We start from the raw sequence: 17,272 nt of genomic DNA, 5'->3' as shown, positions 1-17,272 counted from the left end.
TCTCTCGCCCCCTTTCAGCCCCCGCCCGGGGCCCTGGCGCCGAACGGCGCGCCCCGGGCCCTTGCCGCCCTCCTGGAGGACTTGTGTTCACCCTTGATGCGTTCTGCCACACCGCCCCGCTGCCCGCCCCGACGGCGGCGCCGGTCAAGCCGCTCCGCGTCGTTGGCGAGATCAGCGACCGCCGGTTCCTGCCCGCCGACGTCGACATGGCCGTGATGCGGTTCGTCCGTGCCCAGGACGTGCGGCGCGGCGACCTGGTCATCGGCACGCTGTCGAACACGTCGCTGGCCGTGGGGGACGCACGCATGGGCGCGCTGCCGTACCCGTTCGTCGCGGACGGCGCGGTGCCGTTGGAGGACCGGTCGTGCAGCTGCTACATGTGCGTGCCTGACACCGCCGGGGTGACCGACTACCAGGGCTTGAACCGGCTCGTGCACTTGGGCAAGTTCGTCGTCACCGACGGGAACGAGCCCAACGTGCACTGCGCGGTGTCGAGGGCCAGCCAGTTCATGTGTGTCATCCCGGCGCTGCGCCCGGGCTACTCGTTCACGCTCGCCGACACCGGGGAGCAGCGGACCATGTCGCCGCGCCCGCAGCACGAGACGTTCGAGGCGCTGCCGTACGGGCTCACCCTGGACGACGCGGTCGCCGTCCGCGCCCACCAGGTGGCCGCCGGGGACGTCGTGTGCGCCACGTTCGGCAACGGGACGCGGCAGAGCCCTCCGGCGCACGTCCCGGCCCCGTACGAGGCGAACCCGCACACGATGGCGGAGTGCCCGTGCGAGGGCTGCGACGAGTGCGACGACATGGAGTCGTGGACGCTCGCGGCCCCGGAGCGGGTCGCGGACCTCGGTTGGCGGTTCGTGTGCCTGGCGCCCGCCGAGGACGGGGAGCCGTGCGAGATATGGCCCCGTGAGCGGCCCGTGGTGGTGCTGCGCGCCGACGTGGTGGAGTCCGCCCGGATGGCAGCCGAGGAGGCACAGCGGGCCGAGGAGGCGCCGGTGCGCACGTTCGGGGTGACGTGGACCGCCGACTTCGAAGCGTCCACGCCCGAGGAGGCGGCGCAGCTCGCGTACGAGCAGCTCAAGAGCTACGCCGACGCGGACGCGTGGGCGCCGGTGCTGGTGGTCGAGGACGAGGGCGGGACGTCGACGACCATCGACCTGCACGGCGACGAGCAGGCGGAGGCGGACCGGTGACCGGGCGGGACTGGACGCAGATGGGGCGCGCCGACTTCGACGAGGGCGCCCCGCCCGCCCTGGTCGACGTGCGCGACGCGCGGGCCAGCACCCCAGTGCCGGAGGTCTCGCCGTCGCGCGTGCGGGCACGGCGCCCGGGGCCGGCCGCGGCCAAGTGGGCGGCGATCTCGGCAGCAAGCGGACCGGTGAGCGCCTGCGAGCGGACAACGCGTTCGTCGGGCAGTCGTACGACGAGGTGCCGTGGCCGAGCCGCAGGGCCGGTGAAGCCGACGACGGCGCAGTCAACGGTCTGGGTGTGCCGCTGCTTGAGCCACTTCCTTTTCCCGCCCTCGTAGCGGCCGCTGGTCAGCTTCCATACGAGCCCTTCAACGCCCCTGTCGGCGAGGGCCTCGAACCACAGGTCGGCGGTCTCGCGGTCCTCGGTCGCGGGCACGACCTGGATCGGCGGGCCGAGCGGCGAGACGAGGTCGTCGAGGAGCGCCCTGCGCTCGCGCCACGGCCGCATCCGGACGTCGCCGAGGTCGGGGTGGGAGATCACGTCGAACGCGACGTACGAGGCGGGGAGAGCGGCCGCCAGCTCGCGGGCCCGGGCAGGGGTCGAGGCGGCCCGTGACTGCGCGGCCGAGAAGTCGATGCGCTCGCCCACGTAGATGCACGCCTCGCCGTCCAAAATCGGGCCCGGGCGGAGGCTCATTCCGGCTACGGCGAGATCCATCCTTGCCGTGGTGACGTTGTTCCCGGAGCGGGCCTGCAGGATGACCGTGTCCGCGGTGCGCCACATGGCCTGACGGTGCCCGTCGATCTTCCACTCGGCCGCGTACGGGCCGGTCGGTGGCGCCTGGATTGGTGCGGCGAGGGCGAGCGGCACGGGGAATTCCACAGGGTCAGCGTCACCCGCTGTGTGGGTGGGGTGCTCGGCCCAACCCGCCAATCGGACGTAAAGGTTCCGCGCGGTGCAGGGTGCACCGCTTTGCCCGCGCGCCTCGCTCCACCGACTGTGGCCGCCGACCGAAGCGGCCCCGCGGCCGCGGGCGGAAGGGAGCCCTTACGTGCAACCGCACGTCATTCAGGCCCTGCACGACTGGCGCGGAGCGTGGACGGTCCACGAGCGCGCCGCCCAGGCCGCGTTCACGACGGCGTTCCCCGCGCTGAACGTCTCCGATCCGCGCTGCTACTGCTTCGGGCCGACCCTGCGCTACAGCACGCCCGGCGAGGGCGAGGGCAAGGTGTGCCTCGACGACCACGGACGCGCCACGTTCGAGTGCGAGAAGGTGCCCGTGTCCGCCGTCGCCGCGGCGATGCTCGAAGTGTGGGGCGTCGACTGGTTCGGCGAGGGCCCGGCCGGCTTCGGGGAGGCGCCGCCCGGCGCGTACCACTACGAGGACGAGCAGACGTACGCCGAGTACGAGATCACCGTGCACGACGACGGCACCGCCGACGTGTCCATCGCGTACGTCAAGGTCGACGACGTCGTGACGATCCTCGACGCCCTGGAGCGCGCCCTGGACGTGCTGCGCCCCGCCTGACCCGCGCGTGAGGTGACGTGACGTGGCGGCGCCTGCACCCCGCACGTCACGTCACCTCTGGGGTGGGGCGCGTCAGGCGCGGCCCTCGTTCAGGTACTGCCGCGCCTGCTTCAGCAGTTCGGGAAGGTCTTGACCGAGGCTCGCACGCGCTTCGTTCCACATTCGTGCGCCCCCAGGGCTGTCCCTGTCGATCACTACGATGCGCCCACCGTTGGGGAGCCGCTGGCCCCCAAGCCGGCACGCGTTGTGGTACATCCGGTCAGCGATTTCAGCAAGGTTCTCGGGACCTTCCAACGCGACCATGTCGGCCGCTTCCTCCAGCGCGTCGAGAGCTGGGGGGACCTGCGCCTCCACCGCCGTGTCGCCCGCCACCTCAAAGGCTTCAAAGACGGTGGAGAAATGTCTAGCTGCGCGGTAGAGCTGAGCGTAAGCCTCTCGCTGGGAGGTCCTCCGGACCGCGTCGACAGAACCGCGGTAGGTGCCGCGGCCCTGTGCACGCCCAGCGGCCCAGGCCGCAGCAGCAGCGATCAGAACGGCTGGTGCACCGACAACTGCCGTAAGGACTTGGGGGTTCATGCGCTGGGATTCTAAGAGGGTTCTTCCCTGTTCTCTGGTCCGTCGTTGAAGCAGCCCGAGGGAGTTGGGGCCCGCAGTCCGCGACGTAAGCCGTGGCCGCCGCCCACTCTCCGCTCCTCGCCCCGCCGCCCCAGTACGCGGCCGCACCCGCGGCCTGGTGGCCGGACAGGACGGAGACCGGCACTGTGGCTCGACGCCGTACCGGCCCCACCGACGTGGTGAAGGCCCTCGTTTACGAGCGGGATGGCGGCTGGTGCGTGCGCTGCACGGCCCGGCACGACCTGACCATCCACCACCGTGTGAACCGCGGCATGGGTGGCGCCCGCGAGGAGTGGATCAACCAGGCGCACAACCTGCTGTTGGTGTGCACGCGGTGCAACAGCTGGTTCGAAGACCACCCGCGCGAGTCGTACGCGGCCGGATGGAAGGTGCGCCGGCCGCAGCTCCCCGCCGAGGTCCTCGTGCGCTACGCCGACATGATCGAGTACCGGCTCTCCCCCGACGGGGCGCGCACGGCGGTCGCCACCGTGGTGGTGCGCTGATGCGCGGCGCCCCGGGGTTCGTTGACGTCGGCCGGTGGACGGCGGGGACCTGGACGTCGACCAGGCCCGGCACCTTGCTCTCGCTCGGCTACGCCTTCCGCGGCGACGCCAGCTCGTACGACCGCTGCGGGCTGACCGTGGCGGTCGGACGCCGCACCTGGGCGGTGTTCACCCTGTACTCCCGCGCCGAGTACCGGGACCGGAAGCGGGACCCGTGGGCGAAGGCGAGCGAGGAGTTCCAGCCGCTCTCCCGCGCGCGTTCGGGCCGGTGGGGCACGGTGGCCGACTGGGTGGAGGGCGTGATCTGGTGGTGGTGAGGCGGCTGATGGGACTCGGGAGGGTGCGCTACGGCCGCGCGGGCACCGCCGTCGGGCGTATCGCGTTCACCACGCCCCCGCAGACGGACGGAGCGGCCGCTACAGACGACGTCGAGGGGCGGTTCATCACCCTCGGGCCGGTCGGGTTTGCCCTGCTCAGGAAGGTTCGCGTAAGCCACAATGACAAGTCGTGACGAGCGCTGTACTATTTCGGCGTTCGTTCGGCATGGGGTTGCCCCAGCCTTCGCCGGCACCAAGACCCTTGGCGCCGAATCTTCAACGGAGGCCAGTTATGCCTACTCTCACCATCACCGTTCCCAACCACGCCAAGCTGCGCGCGGACGCCGAGAAGTCGGTCACCGAGGAACTGGGCAAGATCGCCCGCCCCGACGACCGGTTCAAGCGGGCCTGCGAGATCGTGCAGCAAGCCGACCTCGAGATCGCCGCCCACCAGGACGAGCGCAACCAGGCCGCCCTGAGCCTGTGGTTCTACGACGACGTCCGCGGCCTCAACAAGATCATGGGGATCACGCCCAACGCGTACTCCGAGATGCGGCGCATCGCGCTGCGCGGCGACCGGAAGGCGACGATCAACCACGGCGGCAGCATGCAGGGCCGCCTGACCGCCGAGGAGCGCGCCGCGGCCGCGAAGGAGGCAGGCGTCCCCCACGTCGAGGACGCCGCCGAGACACTGTCGGAGAACTCCCAGATCGTGTCCGTCGCCACGGCACGCCGCTCGGCCGCGATGCCGTTCCTCCAGGACGCCGCGCTCGCCCTGACCGAGGCGCCGTACGAGATGACCACGAACGAGCTCGCCGAGCTCGGCAACGTCACCCCGAAGTACGCGCGCGACGTGAAGAACGACGCGAAGCGCCGCCGCCAGCGCTGACCTGCTCGTTTCCTGTGACCGGCCCCGATGCACCACCGGGGCCGGTTTTTCAGGCCCCGGTGACCGGAGCCTGATTTTCCGGCGCCGGTGAACCCGGCTTCCGGTGGATCGGGTCCCGGAAGATCAGGCCCCTTTAGTAAGAACATCAACTAGAACAATCAAGTAGTTACGGCGCCTTCGCTTCGCTCAGGCACCGTCGGATGCAGCATCCGAGGGAGAGAGCTGGCCAAAAGCGCGGCAGCGCCAAGTAGCTCGACGAGAGGGCAGACTCCGAGGCACGGTGCCGAGTAACCTCACCGATGGTGAGCGGCTGTAGCCGGTCACGACGGAAGGCCCTCCGCTCCTGCCAGAGCAAGGTCCATCCACACAGCAGTTCACGACCCTGCTCGTCCAACATCCGAGCAGGTGCGTGCGAAGTTCAGGAGCCCGGTCGTCCTTCGGCCGGGCTCTCTGCATACGCAGCACCGAGCCCTGCAGGAAGCGGGCTGTAACGGATTCGGGCCCGGGCCCGTTCCGATCACCATGACGACGACCCTGCCCAGCCCCGTCCCGCTGGCCCGCCACTACTACGAACTGCGCCGCCAGGTCCTCGAAGCCGGCGGCGTCACACTCACCCCCTGGTACCAGCTCAGCGAGAACGAACGAGCCGTCGCCGTCACCGAGGGCGTGATCATCCTCGAAGCGCTCGAACGAGCCACCACGGAGCAGACGCTCATGACCGACGCCATCCGCCGGGCCGGTGTCTCCCCGGGCGCGCTCGCATGACCTACTACGTCGACGGCCACACCGTGCGCCGCCCGCCGTCCACGTGCGGCTGCGGCTGCCCCCACTTCCGGCCCGTCCACGAGTACGAGAACGACCAGGGGATCGGCCCGGCCTGGGCCTGTGTGGACTGCGGCAACATCTACGACGGCATCTGACCTGCTCACCGCAGGTGTAACGGATCCGGTCCGCCGCACGTACCTATAAGTGCTGAACCCCCGCACGGCCCCTCTCCCCCCGGCCGGACGGGATCCGGGCGCGCGATCCCCCAGCAGATCGCACTTCAGTCAGGCGCCCCGAGCACGCGGTCTGGCCGGACAGTCTGGGCATGGGCACCCGGCCAGACCGCGACACAAACGCCGCCCGGACTGCACCTTCGCCCTTATGTCCAGCACGCAGCCTGACCAGCCGACACGCACCCGCGTGGCCCCCTCGGCGGCCAAGCTGCAGCACGCCCGCCCTGGTGTCATCTCCCGGGAAGGCGCCAGCGTCGCCGACACCCTGCTCCGACTCCCTCCGCTGCAGCGCCGCCGCGCGTTCAAGGACCACTTCACCGCCCGCGAACGCGCCGTGATCATGACGGAAGTCGAGCGGGAGACCGGCTCCCTGTACGGCCTGTGGCGCGACACCCCGAGCGGGTTCGTCGAGGACGTCCTTGGCGAGAGCCTGTGGTCGAAGCAGCGTGCCGTCCTGGACGCGATCGTCGACCACAAGCGCGTCGCCGTGCCCGCAGGGTTCGGCGTGGGCAAGACCCACCTCGCCGCCCGCGCCGCCGTCTGGTTCGCCAACGTCTATCCCGTCGGCACCGCCCTGTGCATCACCACCGCGACCCGCTTCCGCCAGGTCCAGCGGCAGCTGTGGCCGCACATCCGCAAGATCGTCCCCCGGGCCGGACTGCCCGGCGTATGCGACACCGTCCAGTACAAGATGCCCACCCCGCAGGGCCACGACTTCGTCGCCGCGTACGGCTTCTCCGCCCCCGCGAACGACGAGGCCGCCATGCAGGGCATCCACATGGCGCACATCCTCCTCATCGTCGACGAGGCCGGCGGTATCGCCGCGAGCATCGGCCACGGCACCAACAACTTGCTGACCGGCGGACATGCCGCGATGCTCGCCATCGGCAACCCGGCGATGGACGACCCGAACTCGTGGTTCGAGGGGTTGTGCAACGACGGCTACAAGCCCGAGCACCCGGGCACCACGACCATCCCGATCTCCTCACTCGACTCCCCCGCCATCACAGGCGAGCGCGTCCCGTTCTGCACGGACTGCCCGCCCACTTCCGGCGACATCCACACTCTGGCCCGGCACATGCCCGACCAGGACTGGGTGGACGACACCATCCGGGCCTACGGCGAAGATCACCCGTACGTCATCGCGAAGGTCTACGCGAAGTTCCCCAAGGGCGGTGGCGGAGTCGTCATCCCGCCGAGCTGGATCGAAGCGGCCACCTCCTACGAGGACCCCACGGGAGAGGGCTGGCACCGCCTGTGCGACCTCGGCCTCGAAGACGAGACGGCCACCCACACCGTCCGCGAGGGCGCGTGGGTGCGCCTGGGCGTGGACGTCGCGGCCGACGGTGGCGACGAGTTCACGGTCTACCGCACGGTCGGCGACGCCGTGGAGTTCCGGCACGCCTCCTCCGGCGCCGCCAACGACAGCCAGGTCACCGTCGCGGAGAAGGTCCTCGAGGAAATCTTTGCCGCGCAGCGCCTCGCCAAGGCCCTGAACTCCCCGCACCCCGTGCGCGTCAAGGTGGACCAGAACGGCATCGGTCACGGCGTCGTCAGCATGTTGCAGCGCTGGGCCGAGACGGGCCGCCACCAGGCGCAGATCGTCGGCGTGATGGTCTCGGAGTCCCCCAGCCAGGACGACCCCGGTGCGCTCATGAGGCCGTGGCGCAAGCGCGACGAAATGTGGCTCGCGACCAGGGCACTCCTGCAGCCCGACCCATCCACCGGCATGGGCCGACTTCGCCTCCACGTCGACGAGACCGCCTCCAAGCAGCTCGCCACCCCGAAGCTGCTCTCCACGACGTCCGGCTACACACAAGTCGAGTCGAAGAAGGCGATGAAGGCCCGCGGCATGTCCTCACCCGACCGCGCCGAAGCCGTGCTCCTGGCCCTGTACGAGCCGGAGCCGCTTAACAAGCCGCGTCGCCGCGGTCTGCTGAACTGACGCCGCCCTGGTAAGTGCGATCGCACGCCGCAGAGAACCTATGCGGCGTACCTCGCGCCCTCTCTCAGCCTCGCCTACCGCGGATGCTGCAAAGCCTCACGAGCCTCACGGAGGAACGCGTTGCTCGCCTCCATAAAGTTGGGGAGATTCAGATTCGGGTCAGGGGCGGAGTCCCTGGGTCCGCAAAGAGCCATGATCAATCCGATGTCCAGCTGCATGCGGGCGAACAACTGGCGTAGTTCAGACAGGATTTCTGCGCTGCTGTCCTCGGTCGTGCCGATCGTGTGCCAGGTTCTTTGAGCGGCTCTGATCAACTCCCAAGTCCGATCTGCGTGCTCCCTATGGGTGTCTGTCCGAGCTGCGACCTGCTGCATCGCGCTTCGATGGCGCGCGTGTCCCTGAGTCACGATGGCCAGTCTCTCGGCGGAGTTCTGCAGTTCCCATGCGGCCTGGGCCACTTGCTCGGGCCCCTCCAGCCGCACGACCCAGCCTTTGTGGGACATGTCTGCCGCCAATGGCTTGAACGCCGCACTCCACGCGCGCCGTTCGTCCTCCTCGCATGGAAAATCCAGGTTGTGAGCGTGATCGTGGTAACTCAGCACCGCTTGGAGAAAGGCCGCATAGGCGTCTCGCTGGATCCCCCGCCGCCATTGAACGTGTTCTATCTGCCCTTGCGCTCGCACGGCGTCCAAGGCAGCGCGATAACTTGCGTCTGCCTGAGCCAGTCCGGCCTGTGCGGTCGCGTCCGCCGCGCGAAGGCCCGCCCGGAGCTGCCAGCGCCCAGCCACGAGCGCCCCCGGGACGCCGACGAGGGTGACTGCCGCTGCGGCTACCGCCCCAACTCCCTGTAGATCCATGCCCCGATGATCCCCTAGCTCAGACCGCAGGCGGGACGTTTTCCGTACAGCCTCAGGGCATGCTCATGGCGCGTTGCCACGCAGAAGGGCGCAACCACGATGTACCGATGGATCACTCACAAGGCGCGGAACGTCCGGTGAACCCGCCCGTCAAGAGGGCTGGGTTGTTCACGCGGCTGGTGTTCACGTACGCCTTCCCGCCGCCGCCCGGCCCTCCGCAGAAGCAGACTCCCCTCACCAGGGCCATCACCCGCTCTGCTCAGTTCGGGCCCGCACGACCTGCGGGAGCGGACTACCAACGACGCCCCATCGGAGGCCCTTCCATCTGCCAGGACGCCGGCAGATGGTGGCCGACATGGCACTCCGCAGAGCCTCGCGCTCCACGGCGCCCAGTAGGCCCGCTGACGGAGACATGGGTGCAGCCGGGGACGATCCCTCGCTGGTACGTGTGGTGGCGCCTGTGGGGCCTCCAGAACGGCCGCTGCGCAACCTGTCCAGGGCCCTGCGAGGTCGTTGATCACGACCACACCACCGCGCGCGTCCGGGGCCTGCTCTGCTACGACTGCAACCACAAGGAATCCCTGCACGCCCGCGACCTCGTCGAGAACCGCCACCGCGGCGAACGCTGCTGGTTCCAGGCCTACTGGGACACCCCGCCCGCGAGCCCCTTCAACTGGTACTGGCCACACGAGAAGCGCACCGCCACGGTCTTCCACACTGAGCCGCCCGCATGGGCCCGCACAGAAGCCCCACGAGCGCTGTGTCGCCGTAGCGCCTGCATCACCCGACGACGGGGCGCCTACGCCCTCCCAAGGCCGTCGGCGTCGGCGCTAACCTGCCTGCCATGACGGACGTGTTCAGCGCAGCGCTCGCCCATGCCACCCGCACCGTTGTAGCCCGCACCCGCGGGGAACTCCGCGTTGCGGCGCCCGCCGACGCTGCCAACCGGCCCAGCGGCACGATCGCGCATACCTTCTGCTGCCATCAGGACGTGGCGCTGTGCGGCCTCGAAATCACCGGCACACCGGCCGCCACCGAAGACGAACAGGACTGCGTCGTCTGCGCCGACCTCACTCTCAACGGCGGCGGCTGCCCGCTGTGCAGCAACGACGCCACAGCATGAAGCAGACGTAGACGGCCCGTTCCTGACGGGGGGACAGGAACGGGCCGTATGTACTTAGTACGGGCATGCTTGTGCTGCCTGTAGTGCTGAAGAGGCGCGGGCGCGGAGCAGGGGAACCGTCAGTCGGCAAGCCGCGTTATTGGTAGAGCGAAAGGGTGAGCATGACAAGACGGGGGGCCCATGAGCACCATTCCAGATGCAGATCCGCCTACGGTGCCCCCGGACGGGGACAGACCGTCGCCCCACGTCCCCCCGGCACGGCGGCTTGGTGAGGTGGCGGCGGCCGTCTCAGCAATCGCGGCCGTACTCGGAGTCGTAGTTGGCTTCCTCGGCCTGCCCGCCGTTCTGCGGTCGCCGACCTCAAAGGAACCGACGGTCGTCACCGTCACCGTGACGGCCTCTCCCGACGACGAATCGAGCGCTGGCTCAAGTCCATCGCCAGGCGATGGCCCGTCCGGCTCGGGCTCGTCCTCGACCAAGCCCGGCCCCACACGAACGGCTGAGTTCGACCTCGTCGAAGGCTACGGATTCGACCTGGATGCAACCCCACTCCGCCCCGGCAAGACGGCGGGCAGCAAGAACGCCGACTTCTATTGGAGCACCACCCAGGAGCTTCTTTGGGCCTCTGGCGAGAAATTGGTCGACGCCGGCGAAACCACACGCGACGGCTGCCTCAAATCCACTCGATACAGCTTCGACATAAGCCTCTTCGATGTCTTCGTCGGACAGACCTTGTGTGTCATCACCGATGATCGTGTCGCGCTCATCGAAGTCACGAACACCGACCTGGGCAACCACAATTCCCGCTTCATCAGCATGAAGGTCACGTCCTGGGCCAAGCCGTGACCCACACCCCACTGCCGACGATCAAGTCTCTGTGTGGGCAACGGCTGAGGGCCGACAGACGTGAGTCTGTCGGCCCTCAGCTATCGAATTGGCTACGCCTTGATGTACGAGCCCGACACGGTGATGATCTCCGCGTCCGTGGCGCCCTCGGCGTCGCCGTACAGGTGGACGATGTTGAGCAGCGCGGCACCGTTGGAGTCGCTGGTGGCGCGGAGCCGGTCGACGCTCTTGCCGTCGGATCCCGCCCACATGACCGCGTTGCCGGTCCACACGCCGTGGTCGGCGTCCCGGCCGTCGAGCTCCAGGTTGAACACGACCCGGGTACCGGTCTTCGCCGGTACCGGCAGGGTCAGACCGAAGCCGGCCGACGACGCCGCGGTCGTCTCGTGCTTGGCGACGATCTGCGCGGTGAACGTGACCGAGCCGTTCACCTCGGTCACGTAGTAGCCCTCGGTGGCGGTGCCGTCGCTGCCCTTGATGTTCGTCAGCTTCGGGGTCCAGTTGGTCAAAGGGGATCCTTCCGTCGTGCCTACCCTGGTGGGCAAGCTCGCGGAAGGATCAGGCACCCAAGTACCTACCGTCGCGTCCTGCCGATCACGACCCCAGAGCCCCTGCCCCGTACGGATCCGAGGGGCAGGGGCCGGTGACTTCGGGCTACTTGGTGGGGTGCTGGTCGAGCCACTCCGACAGGTCGTTGCCTGAACCGAACACCTCGTCGCGGTTCGACCGGACCCCGGCCGCGTCGATGCTCTCGCCCTCCTGCGCTCCACCCAGGTCCTCGCCGACGTCGAACCCCTCCTCCATGGTGTCGATCAGCGTGTACGCCTCGCTGTAGAACGAACCGTCCACCGACTTGTCGGCGTTCATCGACTTCCGGAGCTGCCGGGCGCTCTTGAGGAAGTTCTCCATCTCGCCCCAGCACGAGCCGGGCTCCATCGTGTCGCAGTCCCTTGACGCGACCACGTCCTGGTACTTCTCTGCCGCAGCCTGCACGCTCATCGTCTTCGGCTTCGCGGCCGGCTTCTTCTGCGCCTTGGCCTCCCCGCCGCACGCACTCGTCCCCAACACCGCGGCCGCGATCAGTACGCTCGCCACGGTCCTCCCCCAAGTGGATCTCCCCATAGCAGCGGATCATGCCACGCGATCACCCGATCGGGAGGGCGCTTGGAGCCCTCGATCGCACGCACGCCGCCGGCCTCGCATACCCGGAGCAACGACCACCGACCTGGTGCCGTACCGTCGCAGGGCCGATGCTGCCCCAACCTGACAATAGGGCGGGGGCAACAGCAGAGGGGCCCGGATGCGTCCGGGCCCCTCACCTCACCGTGATGCCTTCTGCCGTCCAGGCCGCCGGCGACTACTTCTTCTTCCCCCCAACCAGGCCCCGCAACATCCGCGCCGCGAACGCGACGCACAGCGCGCACGCCCCGGCCGCTATCAGCGTCACCACCAGGCCCACGAGCAGCATCACGGTGATCGACGCCGCGGCGAACCCGATCGCGAGGTAGCGGCCCCACCGGTCCGGCTGCTTCACGATGATCTGCTGCACCGCCGGTCCGTGCCCGTGGCCGCACTGGCACGATGCGGGCAGACCGGCCTGGTACTGCTCGACGGGCAGGTGCTGGGCCAACTGCTCGTACGGGTACGGGTACACGTTCGTCGGGTACACGGGCTTACCGGGCAAGAGCGTTCTCCTTCTCAACGGCCGACGCAGCGGCGGGCTCGGGGGTGTGGTCAGCGGCAGTGAGGACGTAGACCTTCGCGGTGCCGCGCGTACCGGAGTCGTCGACCCAGCCCTTCGCGACCCACTGCGAGACGGGGCCCTGCACCGAGGTGCGGTGGCCCAGCTTGGGCAGGCCCAGCGCGACGACCTCCTGCAGCGTCATCCCGTCGGATCCGGCCTGCTGCAGCGCCTGCCACAGCGCGAGCCGGTTGTCCGGAATACGCGCTCCGTCGGGGTACGTGGGCACCGCGCGCAGCCGCGGCCGCTCCACGGGTGCCGTGGGCACCGGTACGGGCGTTCCGCCGCCCGTGCCTCCGCCGTTCGGGCCCTGCGGGGGCCCCGCGGGCTCGAGAAGATCCCCGAGACTGCTGACACCCCCGTACTCGGCGATCGTCGCGGCGATGTCCTCGTCCGTCGGGTAGTACGCGCGGCGCTCCAACGGCGCCTGGTGGGCCTTGTCGCGGGAGGCGATCATCAGCTTCCCCGGCAGGTTCAACTGGTCCAGGCGCCAGCCCTCACCGTGCGCGCCTGGGCCCATGATGAGGTTCGTGGCGGTCGACTCGGTCACGCCCAGGCCGATGCGGACCTGGTACTGCTGCCGGGCGTCCGTGCTGTCGCCGAACACCTTCGAGGACGGGGACTGCGTCGCCTCGATGAAGGTGATTGCCACGAACCGGGCGAGCTGCTTGAGGGACTCAAGCTCCTGTGCCAGGTGCGGGGCGCGGCGCATCAACTCGGCCAGCTCGTCGATGACGACGAACCAGGCCGGACGGCCGTGCTTGGCCGGGTCCCACTTCCGCACCGGGACGCCGGTCTCCCGGCGCCACCGGGACATCTGCTCGCCGCGCTCCTTGATCTCCTGACGGACCATCGCGAACAGGGCCTCGGCCTTGTCCACCGTGTCGGCCAGGGCGAGCGCGCACGGCTCCCACGGGCCAAGCTCGACCGCGCCGGGCTTCATGTCGACGAGGAGGACCTCGGCGTCCTTGCAGGCAACCAGGTTGCCCAGGACGACGTTCAGCACGCCGGATTTGCCGTTGTCCGTCGCCCCCGCCACCAACACGTGGTTGTAGAGCGGGTGGAACCCGAACGGGGTGCCGTCCGGCGACAGACCGACCGGCAGCCAGTCCGCGCACGACGTCATCGACGGGCCCGCCCACGGGATCGTCGCGGCGAGCGGATCGCGGACCTGCATCTGCACCAGGAGCTGGTTCTCTCGCTCACCGACGCGCAGCCGCAGCGTGCCCGGCAGGTCGAGGTTCGCCGCGAGCTGCTTCTGCTTGGCGATGACCTGCGCGGCCGACGTGTTCTTGCCGGGCGGCAGCGTCACCATGCAGTGCCATCCGGTGTCGGTGAACACGATCCGGGAGACGTCCTGCGCGGGCGTTCCGAGCGCGACCAGGGCGCGACGCAGCGCGGTCTCCTCGGTGGTGTCGCCGGTGACGCCGGGCGTCGCGATGTTGAGGCCCACGGAGTTCGGCAGGGCGCCCGCCTTCGCGGCCTTGATCTGCAGGTTCATGCGGTCGTGACGGGTCTTCACCAGCCACGGCCCGTACGCCCAGTACGCGCCGATCATCGTGGCGCCGCTCGCCATCATCGACGGCAGCGACGGGCCGAGCGCGGCCCCCAGCCACGTGTCGACGGACACCACCGCACCGCCGAGCCCGGCCAGGGCCACCGCGTTGCTCTTGTGCTGCAGCCCCTTCCAGCACAGGGCGCCCGTCGCGACCGTCGCCGCGCCGTACCCGGCGTGATCGGTCAGGCCCAGGCCCGTGGCGTGGTGCCACCACGACAGGACCGTCATGCCGGACGTCGCCGCGGCGGGGATGAGTTCGTAGCGCAGGCGCCCGCAGAAGCGGCACACGGCGCCCGCCGCGCCCGCGAGGGCACTGCCGGCACGCCGCGCCACCGTGATGGCGCGCTGCTGTCGTATGTCGTTCATGGAGTGCCTTCCGCATGTGGTGACGTGACGAGATGGGAAAGCCCCGGGCCGGGGCACGTCACGTCACCTGCAGAAGGCAACGGAAATGGAGTACGCGAACATCGCGGGTCCCTTTCGGTTCAGGTCTCCGGCGGTCGCTCTCCGCCGGTCAACTGGTGGGCCCAAGGCCCGTATTCGGTTAGACGATCACTGTACGCCGGGCCGCCCCTCGAAGGTGGGCCCGGCGGCAGTGGCCGACCTAGTTGTATGAGGGCTCGACGTTGGTGACGCTCTCGCGGAGGCGGGCTGCTGGCGGCTTTCCAGCGGCAGCACTATGTGGACGGTGGTAGTTGTAGTGGATGTTCCACACTCCGATCGCGGCTGACCGAGCGTCCTCGCTGGTGAACTCGCGGGCGTAGAGGACTTCCTCGGCCATGATGCGCTGGTAGCGCTCCACCTTCCCGTTGTGCCGAGGTGTGTAGGGCTTGGTTCTCTGATGCCGGGTGCCTTGCCCGACGATGCGGGCGAAGTCGACGGAGCGGTAGCAAGCGCCGTTGTCGGTGACGACGCGGTGGATGTGGTTGATGCCGTGGGCTGCGAACCAGACCTTCGCCCGGGCGAGGAAAGCAGCAGCCGTCGCGCCCTTCTCGTCGCCCAGCGGTTCTGTGTAGGCGAGCCGTGAGAAACCATCGACGGCGGAGTGCAGGTAGACGTAGCCACGCTTTGCCCCGGCGGACTTCGCCCGATTAGCGACCTTGGCTTGATCGCTGGCCCGTCCGTGGATCCGTCACCCGCCGCCATCAGGGATCCGGCCGATCTTCTTCACATCTTAGGTGCACCATGTGTCCAGGCCAGCGGGCAGTGATCTTCCCCGGTTTCCGGTTGTTCTCACCGCCTGGGTCGATGAAGCGGCGTTTGCCGAGGCCGAGCCGGGTCAGGTGTCGGCTCACAGTTCGCGGGTTGATCACGAACTCGATGCTGACAAGTTCGTTGGTGATCCGTTGTGCGGACCACTTGAACTCGCGGCGCCAGGACTCGATCTGCTCGATGACCCATGCTGGAGTCGCGTTCGGACTCCGGTGCGGACTCGACGGCCGGTCTTGCAATCCCGCATCACCCTGTAGCCGCCAGCGGTTTACCCACTTGCTGGCGCATGCGCGAGAGATGCCCATCTCAGCGGCGACGTGGGCGATGGGACGTGTCTGGCACCGCTTCACGAGCCGTCTACGGCCCTCGACGCTCAGGGGCGCATTCGCGTGGGGCACTCGTCGTCCTCTCGAAGTCGGACGACGGCAGGCGCGACACCTATCGTGCGCGCCTGCCGCCTTGCGGCCTTTCAGCCACGCGGTGCGACACGGATTCGGTTCCCGTCCGGATCGGCTGCGAGGAAGGTCAGCCCGAACCCCGCATCATGTGGCTCCTGCAGGATCGTGACGCCCTTGGACTGCCACTGCTTGAAGATCGCATTGATCTCGTCGGGCCCATCGTTACTGGCCAGACAAACCTCACTGGTGCGCGGGACGTCCGCTGACAGATCGTCGAACCGGCCGGACCACAAAGCGAGGTCAGCGCCTGGCCCGAGGTCGAAGGTGATGTATCTCCGGGTCTCGAATGAAGGGCTCATGCCGAGGAGGTCGCCGTAGAAGCGCGCTGCGGCGGGAGCATCGTTCACATAGACGATGGACACGACGGATGTGGTCATGGCTGTCCCTTCTCACAGGTCGTAGGTACGCACCCACCAGCCTCACCGGGATATGCGCCGTCCCCTGTCGCAATTCCTGAAAAAATTGGTGCGTGACCCCAGACCGCTTCTTCTCCCTGATGCTGCTCCTCGCATCGAGGGATGCCGTGACCACACAGGAACTTGCCTCGGCGCTCGGGGTGTCCCTTCGAACCATCAACCGGGATCTGAACTGGCTCCGGGACGCCGGTCTGCCGGTGACCGCGCAACGGGGCCGCCTTGGAGGCGTGACCATGCTGCCCGGGTCCGGGCTCGACCTCACACGACTCACACCGGGCGAGCGTGATCATCTCTCGCTCGCCGGGCTGGACGAGAAGCAACGCGAGGACCTTGACGCATCGGTCGAAAGCCGGCGCGCGCTCTCCAAGATCGCCGCTGCACAGCCACGCCGAATTGATGAGCTCCTGCCGCTCACCGAGGTAGTGCACGTGGACAGCCGCCCCTGGCTCCAGGCCCGTACTTCCGGCACGACTCCGGCTTCGCTGATCGGCCCGGTGCGGCGCGGTCGCCGGCTACGGATCGAGTACGACAGCCCACGCGAGTCATGCCCACGCGACCAGGTCGTGGATCCCTACGGGCTGCTCGCCAAGGCCGGCATCTGGTACCTCGTCGCCGACTGTGCCCGAGTGCCACGGATGTACCGACTCGAACGGATCACCACGTGGAAAGAAGCCGACCAGCCACGACGGATCCGCGAAAACCAGACCCTGACCACCGTCGCTGCAGCACTTGTTGACCAGTGGGAACACCACCATGCGATAGAGGTCAGCGCCACCATCGACCAGACTCAGATCGAGCGAGCGCGACGGATCCTCGGCCAACGACTCGTCCAAGACAACCATGAGGAATCCACCACGGGCCACAGAGTGAGGATCCGCTTCCCGCACCTGGAGGACGTGCGTTCACTGTTGCCGTTCGGGAGCACCATCACTGTTCACGGCCCCGCCGAAGCCAGAGCTCACCTCGGCGGCCTCGCCACCGACCTCGCCCGCCACTATGCGCCGTCACCAACGTCCTGACCCGCAACATCTAGTTGTACGTGTACGCAATCCCCTGGGCTACGCCGCCT

20 protein-coding genes and 1 pseudogene are annotated in these 17,272 nt (G+C 68.8%); 12 read left to right on the top strand and 9 right to left on the bottom strand.

The genetic code is table 11. From position 1 onward, the window contains the following. Positions 1-83 precede the first annotated feature (83 nt). On the top strand, positions 84-1,199 hold the full coding sequence (locus tag B072_RS48535) for a hypothetical protein (RefSeq protein WP_018535858.1): 1,116 nt from the start codon (positions 84-86) through the stop codon (positions 1,197-1,199). Here B072_RS48535 and B072_RS47230 read toward each other — a convergent pair. Next, the gene (locus B072_RS47230; protein ID WP_158689317.1) at positions 1,084-2,079 is read right to left on the bottom strand and encodes an RNA ligase family protein; all 996 of its coding nucleotides are present in this window, start codon (positions 2,077-2,079) and stop codon (positions 1,084-1,086) included. The two genes, B072_RS48535 and B072_RS47230, sit on opposite strands and share 116 nt — an antisense overlap. Before the next feature lie 169 nt (positions 2,080-2,248). On the opposite strand from B072_RS47230, the gene B072_RS0141185 reads away from it, so the two are divergent. After that, positions 2,249-2,725: a hypothetical protein gene (locus B072_RS0141185; protein WP_018535856.1), complete on the top strand. Its 477-nt coding sequence runs from the start codon at positions 2,249-2,251 to the stop codon at positions 2,723-2,725. Positions 2,726-2,797: 72 nt separating this feature from the next. Here B072_RS0141185 and B072_RS48530 read toward each other — a convergent pair whose 3' ends face one another. Next, positions 2,798-3,301 (bottom strand): hypothetical protein, encoded by a 504-nt coding sequence (locus tag B072_RS48530; protein WP_158689316.1) that lies wholly within the window; start codon positions 3,299-3,301, stop codon positions 2,798-2,800. Positions 3,302-3,486: 185 nt separating this feature from the next. Between B072_RS48530 and B072_RS45880 the strand changes: the two genes are divergently transcribed. From B072_RS45880 to B072_RS0141145, 6 genes are all read left to right on the top strand, one after another. Beyond that, complete coding sequence (locus B072_RS45880) at positions 3,487-3,843, top strand: HNH endonuclease signature motif containing protein (RefSeq protein WP_158689315.1); 357 nt, start codon at positions 3,487-3,489, stop codon at positions 3,841-3,843. Next, the gene (locus B072_RS0141170) at positions 3,843-4,160 is read left to right on the top strand and encodes a hypothetical protein (RefSeq protein WP_018535853.1); all 318 of its coding nucleotides are present in this window, start codon (positions 3,843-3,845) and stop codon (positions 4,158-4,160) included. Before B072_RS45880 ends, B072_RS0141170 begins: the two co-directional genes overlap by 1 nt. A 292-nt stretch (positions 4,161-4,452) precedes the next feature. Beyond that, positions 4,453-5,049, top strand: a complete 597-nt coding sequence (locus B072_RS0141160; RefSeq protein WP_018535851.1) for a hypothetical protein — start codon at positions 4,453-4,455, stop codon at positions 5,047-5,049. A gap of 522 nt (positions 5,050-5,571) precedes the next feature. Beyond that, entirely contained in the window at positions 5,572-5,814 is a 243-nt protein-coding gene (locus B072_RS0141155; RefSeq protein ID WP_018535850.1) for a hypothetical protein, read from the top strand. Next, positions 5,811-5,969 (top strand): hypothetical protein, encoded by a 159-nt coding sequence (locus B072_RS48525; RefSeq protein WP_018535849.1) that lies wholly within the window; start codon positions 5,811-5,813, stop codon positions 5,967-5,969. Before B072_RS0141155 ends, B072_RS48525 begins: the two co-directional genes overlap by 4 nt. A gap of 226 nt (positions 5,970-6,195) precedes the next feature. After that, entirely contained in the window at positions 6,196-7,992 is a 1,797-nt protein-coding gene (locus B072_RS0141145; RefSeq protein WP_018535848.1) for a hypothetical protein, read from the top strand. A 74-nt stretch (positions 7,993-8,066) separates the two neighbouring features. Here the strand turns inward: B072_RS0141145 and B072_RS0141140 are convergent, their stop codons facing one another. Continuing rightward, the gene (locus B072_RS0141140) at positions 8,067-8,849 is read right to left on the bottom strand and encodes a hypothetical protein (protein WP_018535847.1); all 783 of its coding nucleotides are present in this window, start codon (positions 8,847-8,849) and stop codon (positions 8,067-8,069) included. A 59-nt stretch (positions 8,850-8,908) separates the two neighbouring features. On the opposite strand from B072_RS0141140, the gene B072_RS50060 reads away from it, so the two are divergent. The 3 genes from B072_RS50060 (at position 8,909) to B072_RS48515 (ending at position 10,818) form a co-directional block, all read left to right on the top strand. Next, positions 8,909-9,697 (top strand): endonuclease domain-containing protein, encoded by a 789-nt coding sequence (locus B072_RS50060; protein ID WP_078506780.1) that lies wholly within the window; start codon positions 8,909-8,911, stop codon positions 9,695-9,697. Further along, a complete protein-coding gene (locus B072_RS48520; protein WP_158689314.1) occupies positions 9,694-9,972 on the top strand; it encodes a hypothetical protein in 279 nt (92 codons plus the stop codon). The genes B072_RS50060 and B072_RS48520 overlap by 4 nt, the downstream gene beginning before the upstream one ends. Before the next feature lie 180 nt (positions 9,973-10,152). After that, positions 10,153-10,818: a hypothetical protein gene (locus B072_RS48515; protein WP_158689313.1), complete on the top strand. Its 666-nt coding sequence runs from the start codon at positions 10,153-10,155 to the stop codon at positions 10,816-10,818. A gap of 92 nt (positions 10,819-10,910) precedes the next feature. Here the strand turns inward: B072_RS48515 and B072_RS0141125 are convergent, their stop codons facing one another. From B072_RS0141125 to B072_RS0141105, 6 genes and pseudogenes are all read right to left on the bottom strand, one after another. Further along, positions 10,911-11,327 (bottom strand): hypothetical protein, encoded by a 417-nt coding sequence (locus B072_RS0141125; RefSeq protein ID WP_018535844.1) that lies wholly within the window; start codon positions 11,325-11,327, stop codon positions 10,911-10,913. A gap of 145 nt (positions 11,328-11,472) precedes the next feature. After that, entirely contained in the window at positions 11,473-11,913 is a 441-nt protein-coding gene (locus B072_RS0141120; protein WP_018535843.1) for a hypothetical protein, read from the bottom strand. 262 nt (positions 11,914-12,175) lie between these two features. Then, positions 12,176-12,502: a hypothetical protein gene (locus B072_RS0141115; RefSeq protein WP_158689312.1), complete on the bottom strand. Its 327-nt coding sequence runs from the start codon at positions 12,500-12,502 to the stop codon at positions 12,176-12,178. Further along, the gene (locus tag B072_RS0141110; protein ID WP_018535841.1) at positions 12,492-14,483 is read right to left on the bottom strand and encodes an FtsK/SpoIIIE domain-containing protein; all 1,992 of its coding nucleotides are present in this window, start codon (positions 14,481-14,483) and stop codon (positions 12,492-12,494) included. The genes B072_RS0141115 and B072_RS0141110 overlap by 11 nt, the downstream gene beginning before the upstream one ends. Before the next feature lie 238 nt (positions 14,484-14,721). Then, a pseudogene (locus B072_RS47220) lies at positions 14,722-15,727 on the bottom strand (IS481 family transposase). Between the two features lie 71 nt (positions 15,728-15,798). Further along, a complete protein-coding gene (locus B072_RS0141105; protein WP_018535840.1) occupies positions 15,799-16,164 on the bottom strand; it encodes a VOC family protein in 366 nt (121 codons plus the stop codon). Between the two features lie 92 nt (positions 16,165-16,256). Here B072_RS0141105 and B072_RS0141100 point away from each other — a divergent pair, with 92 nt between their 5' ends. Further along, a complete protein-coding gene (locus B072_RS0141100) occupies positions 16,257-17,222 on the top strand; it encodes a helix-turn-helix transcriptional regulator (RefSeq protein WP_018535839.1) in 966 nt (321 codons plus the stop codon). The last annotated feature ends 50 nt before the right edge of the window (positions 17,223-17,272 follow it).

It is taken from the genome of Streptomyces sp. HmicA12, assembly GCF_000373565.1.
Taxonomy (GTDB): Bacteria; Actinomycetota; Actinomycetes; order Streptomycetales; family Streptomycetaceae; genus Streptomyces.
The sequence above is the reverse complement of the archived record's forward strand: the minus strand, read 5'-3'. Positions and strand labels throughout refer to the sequence as shown.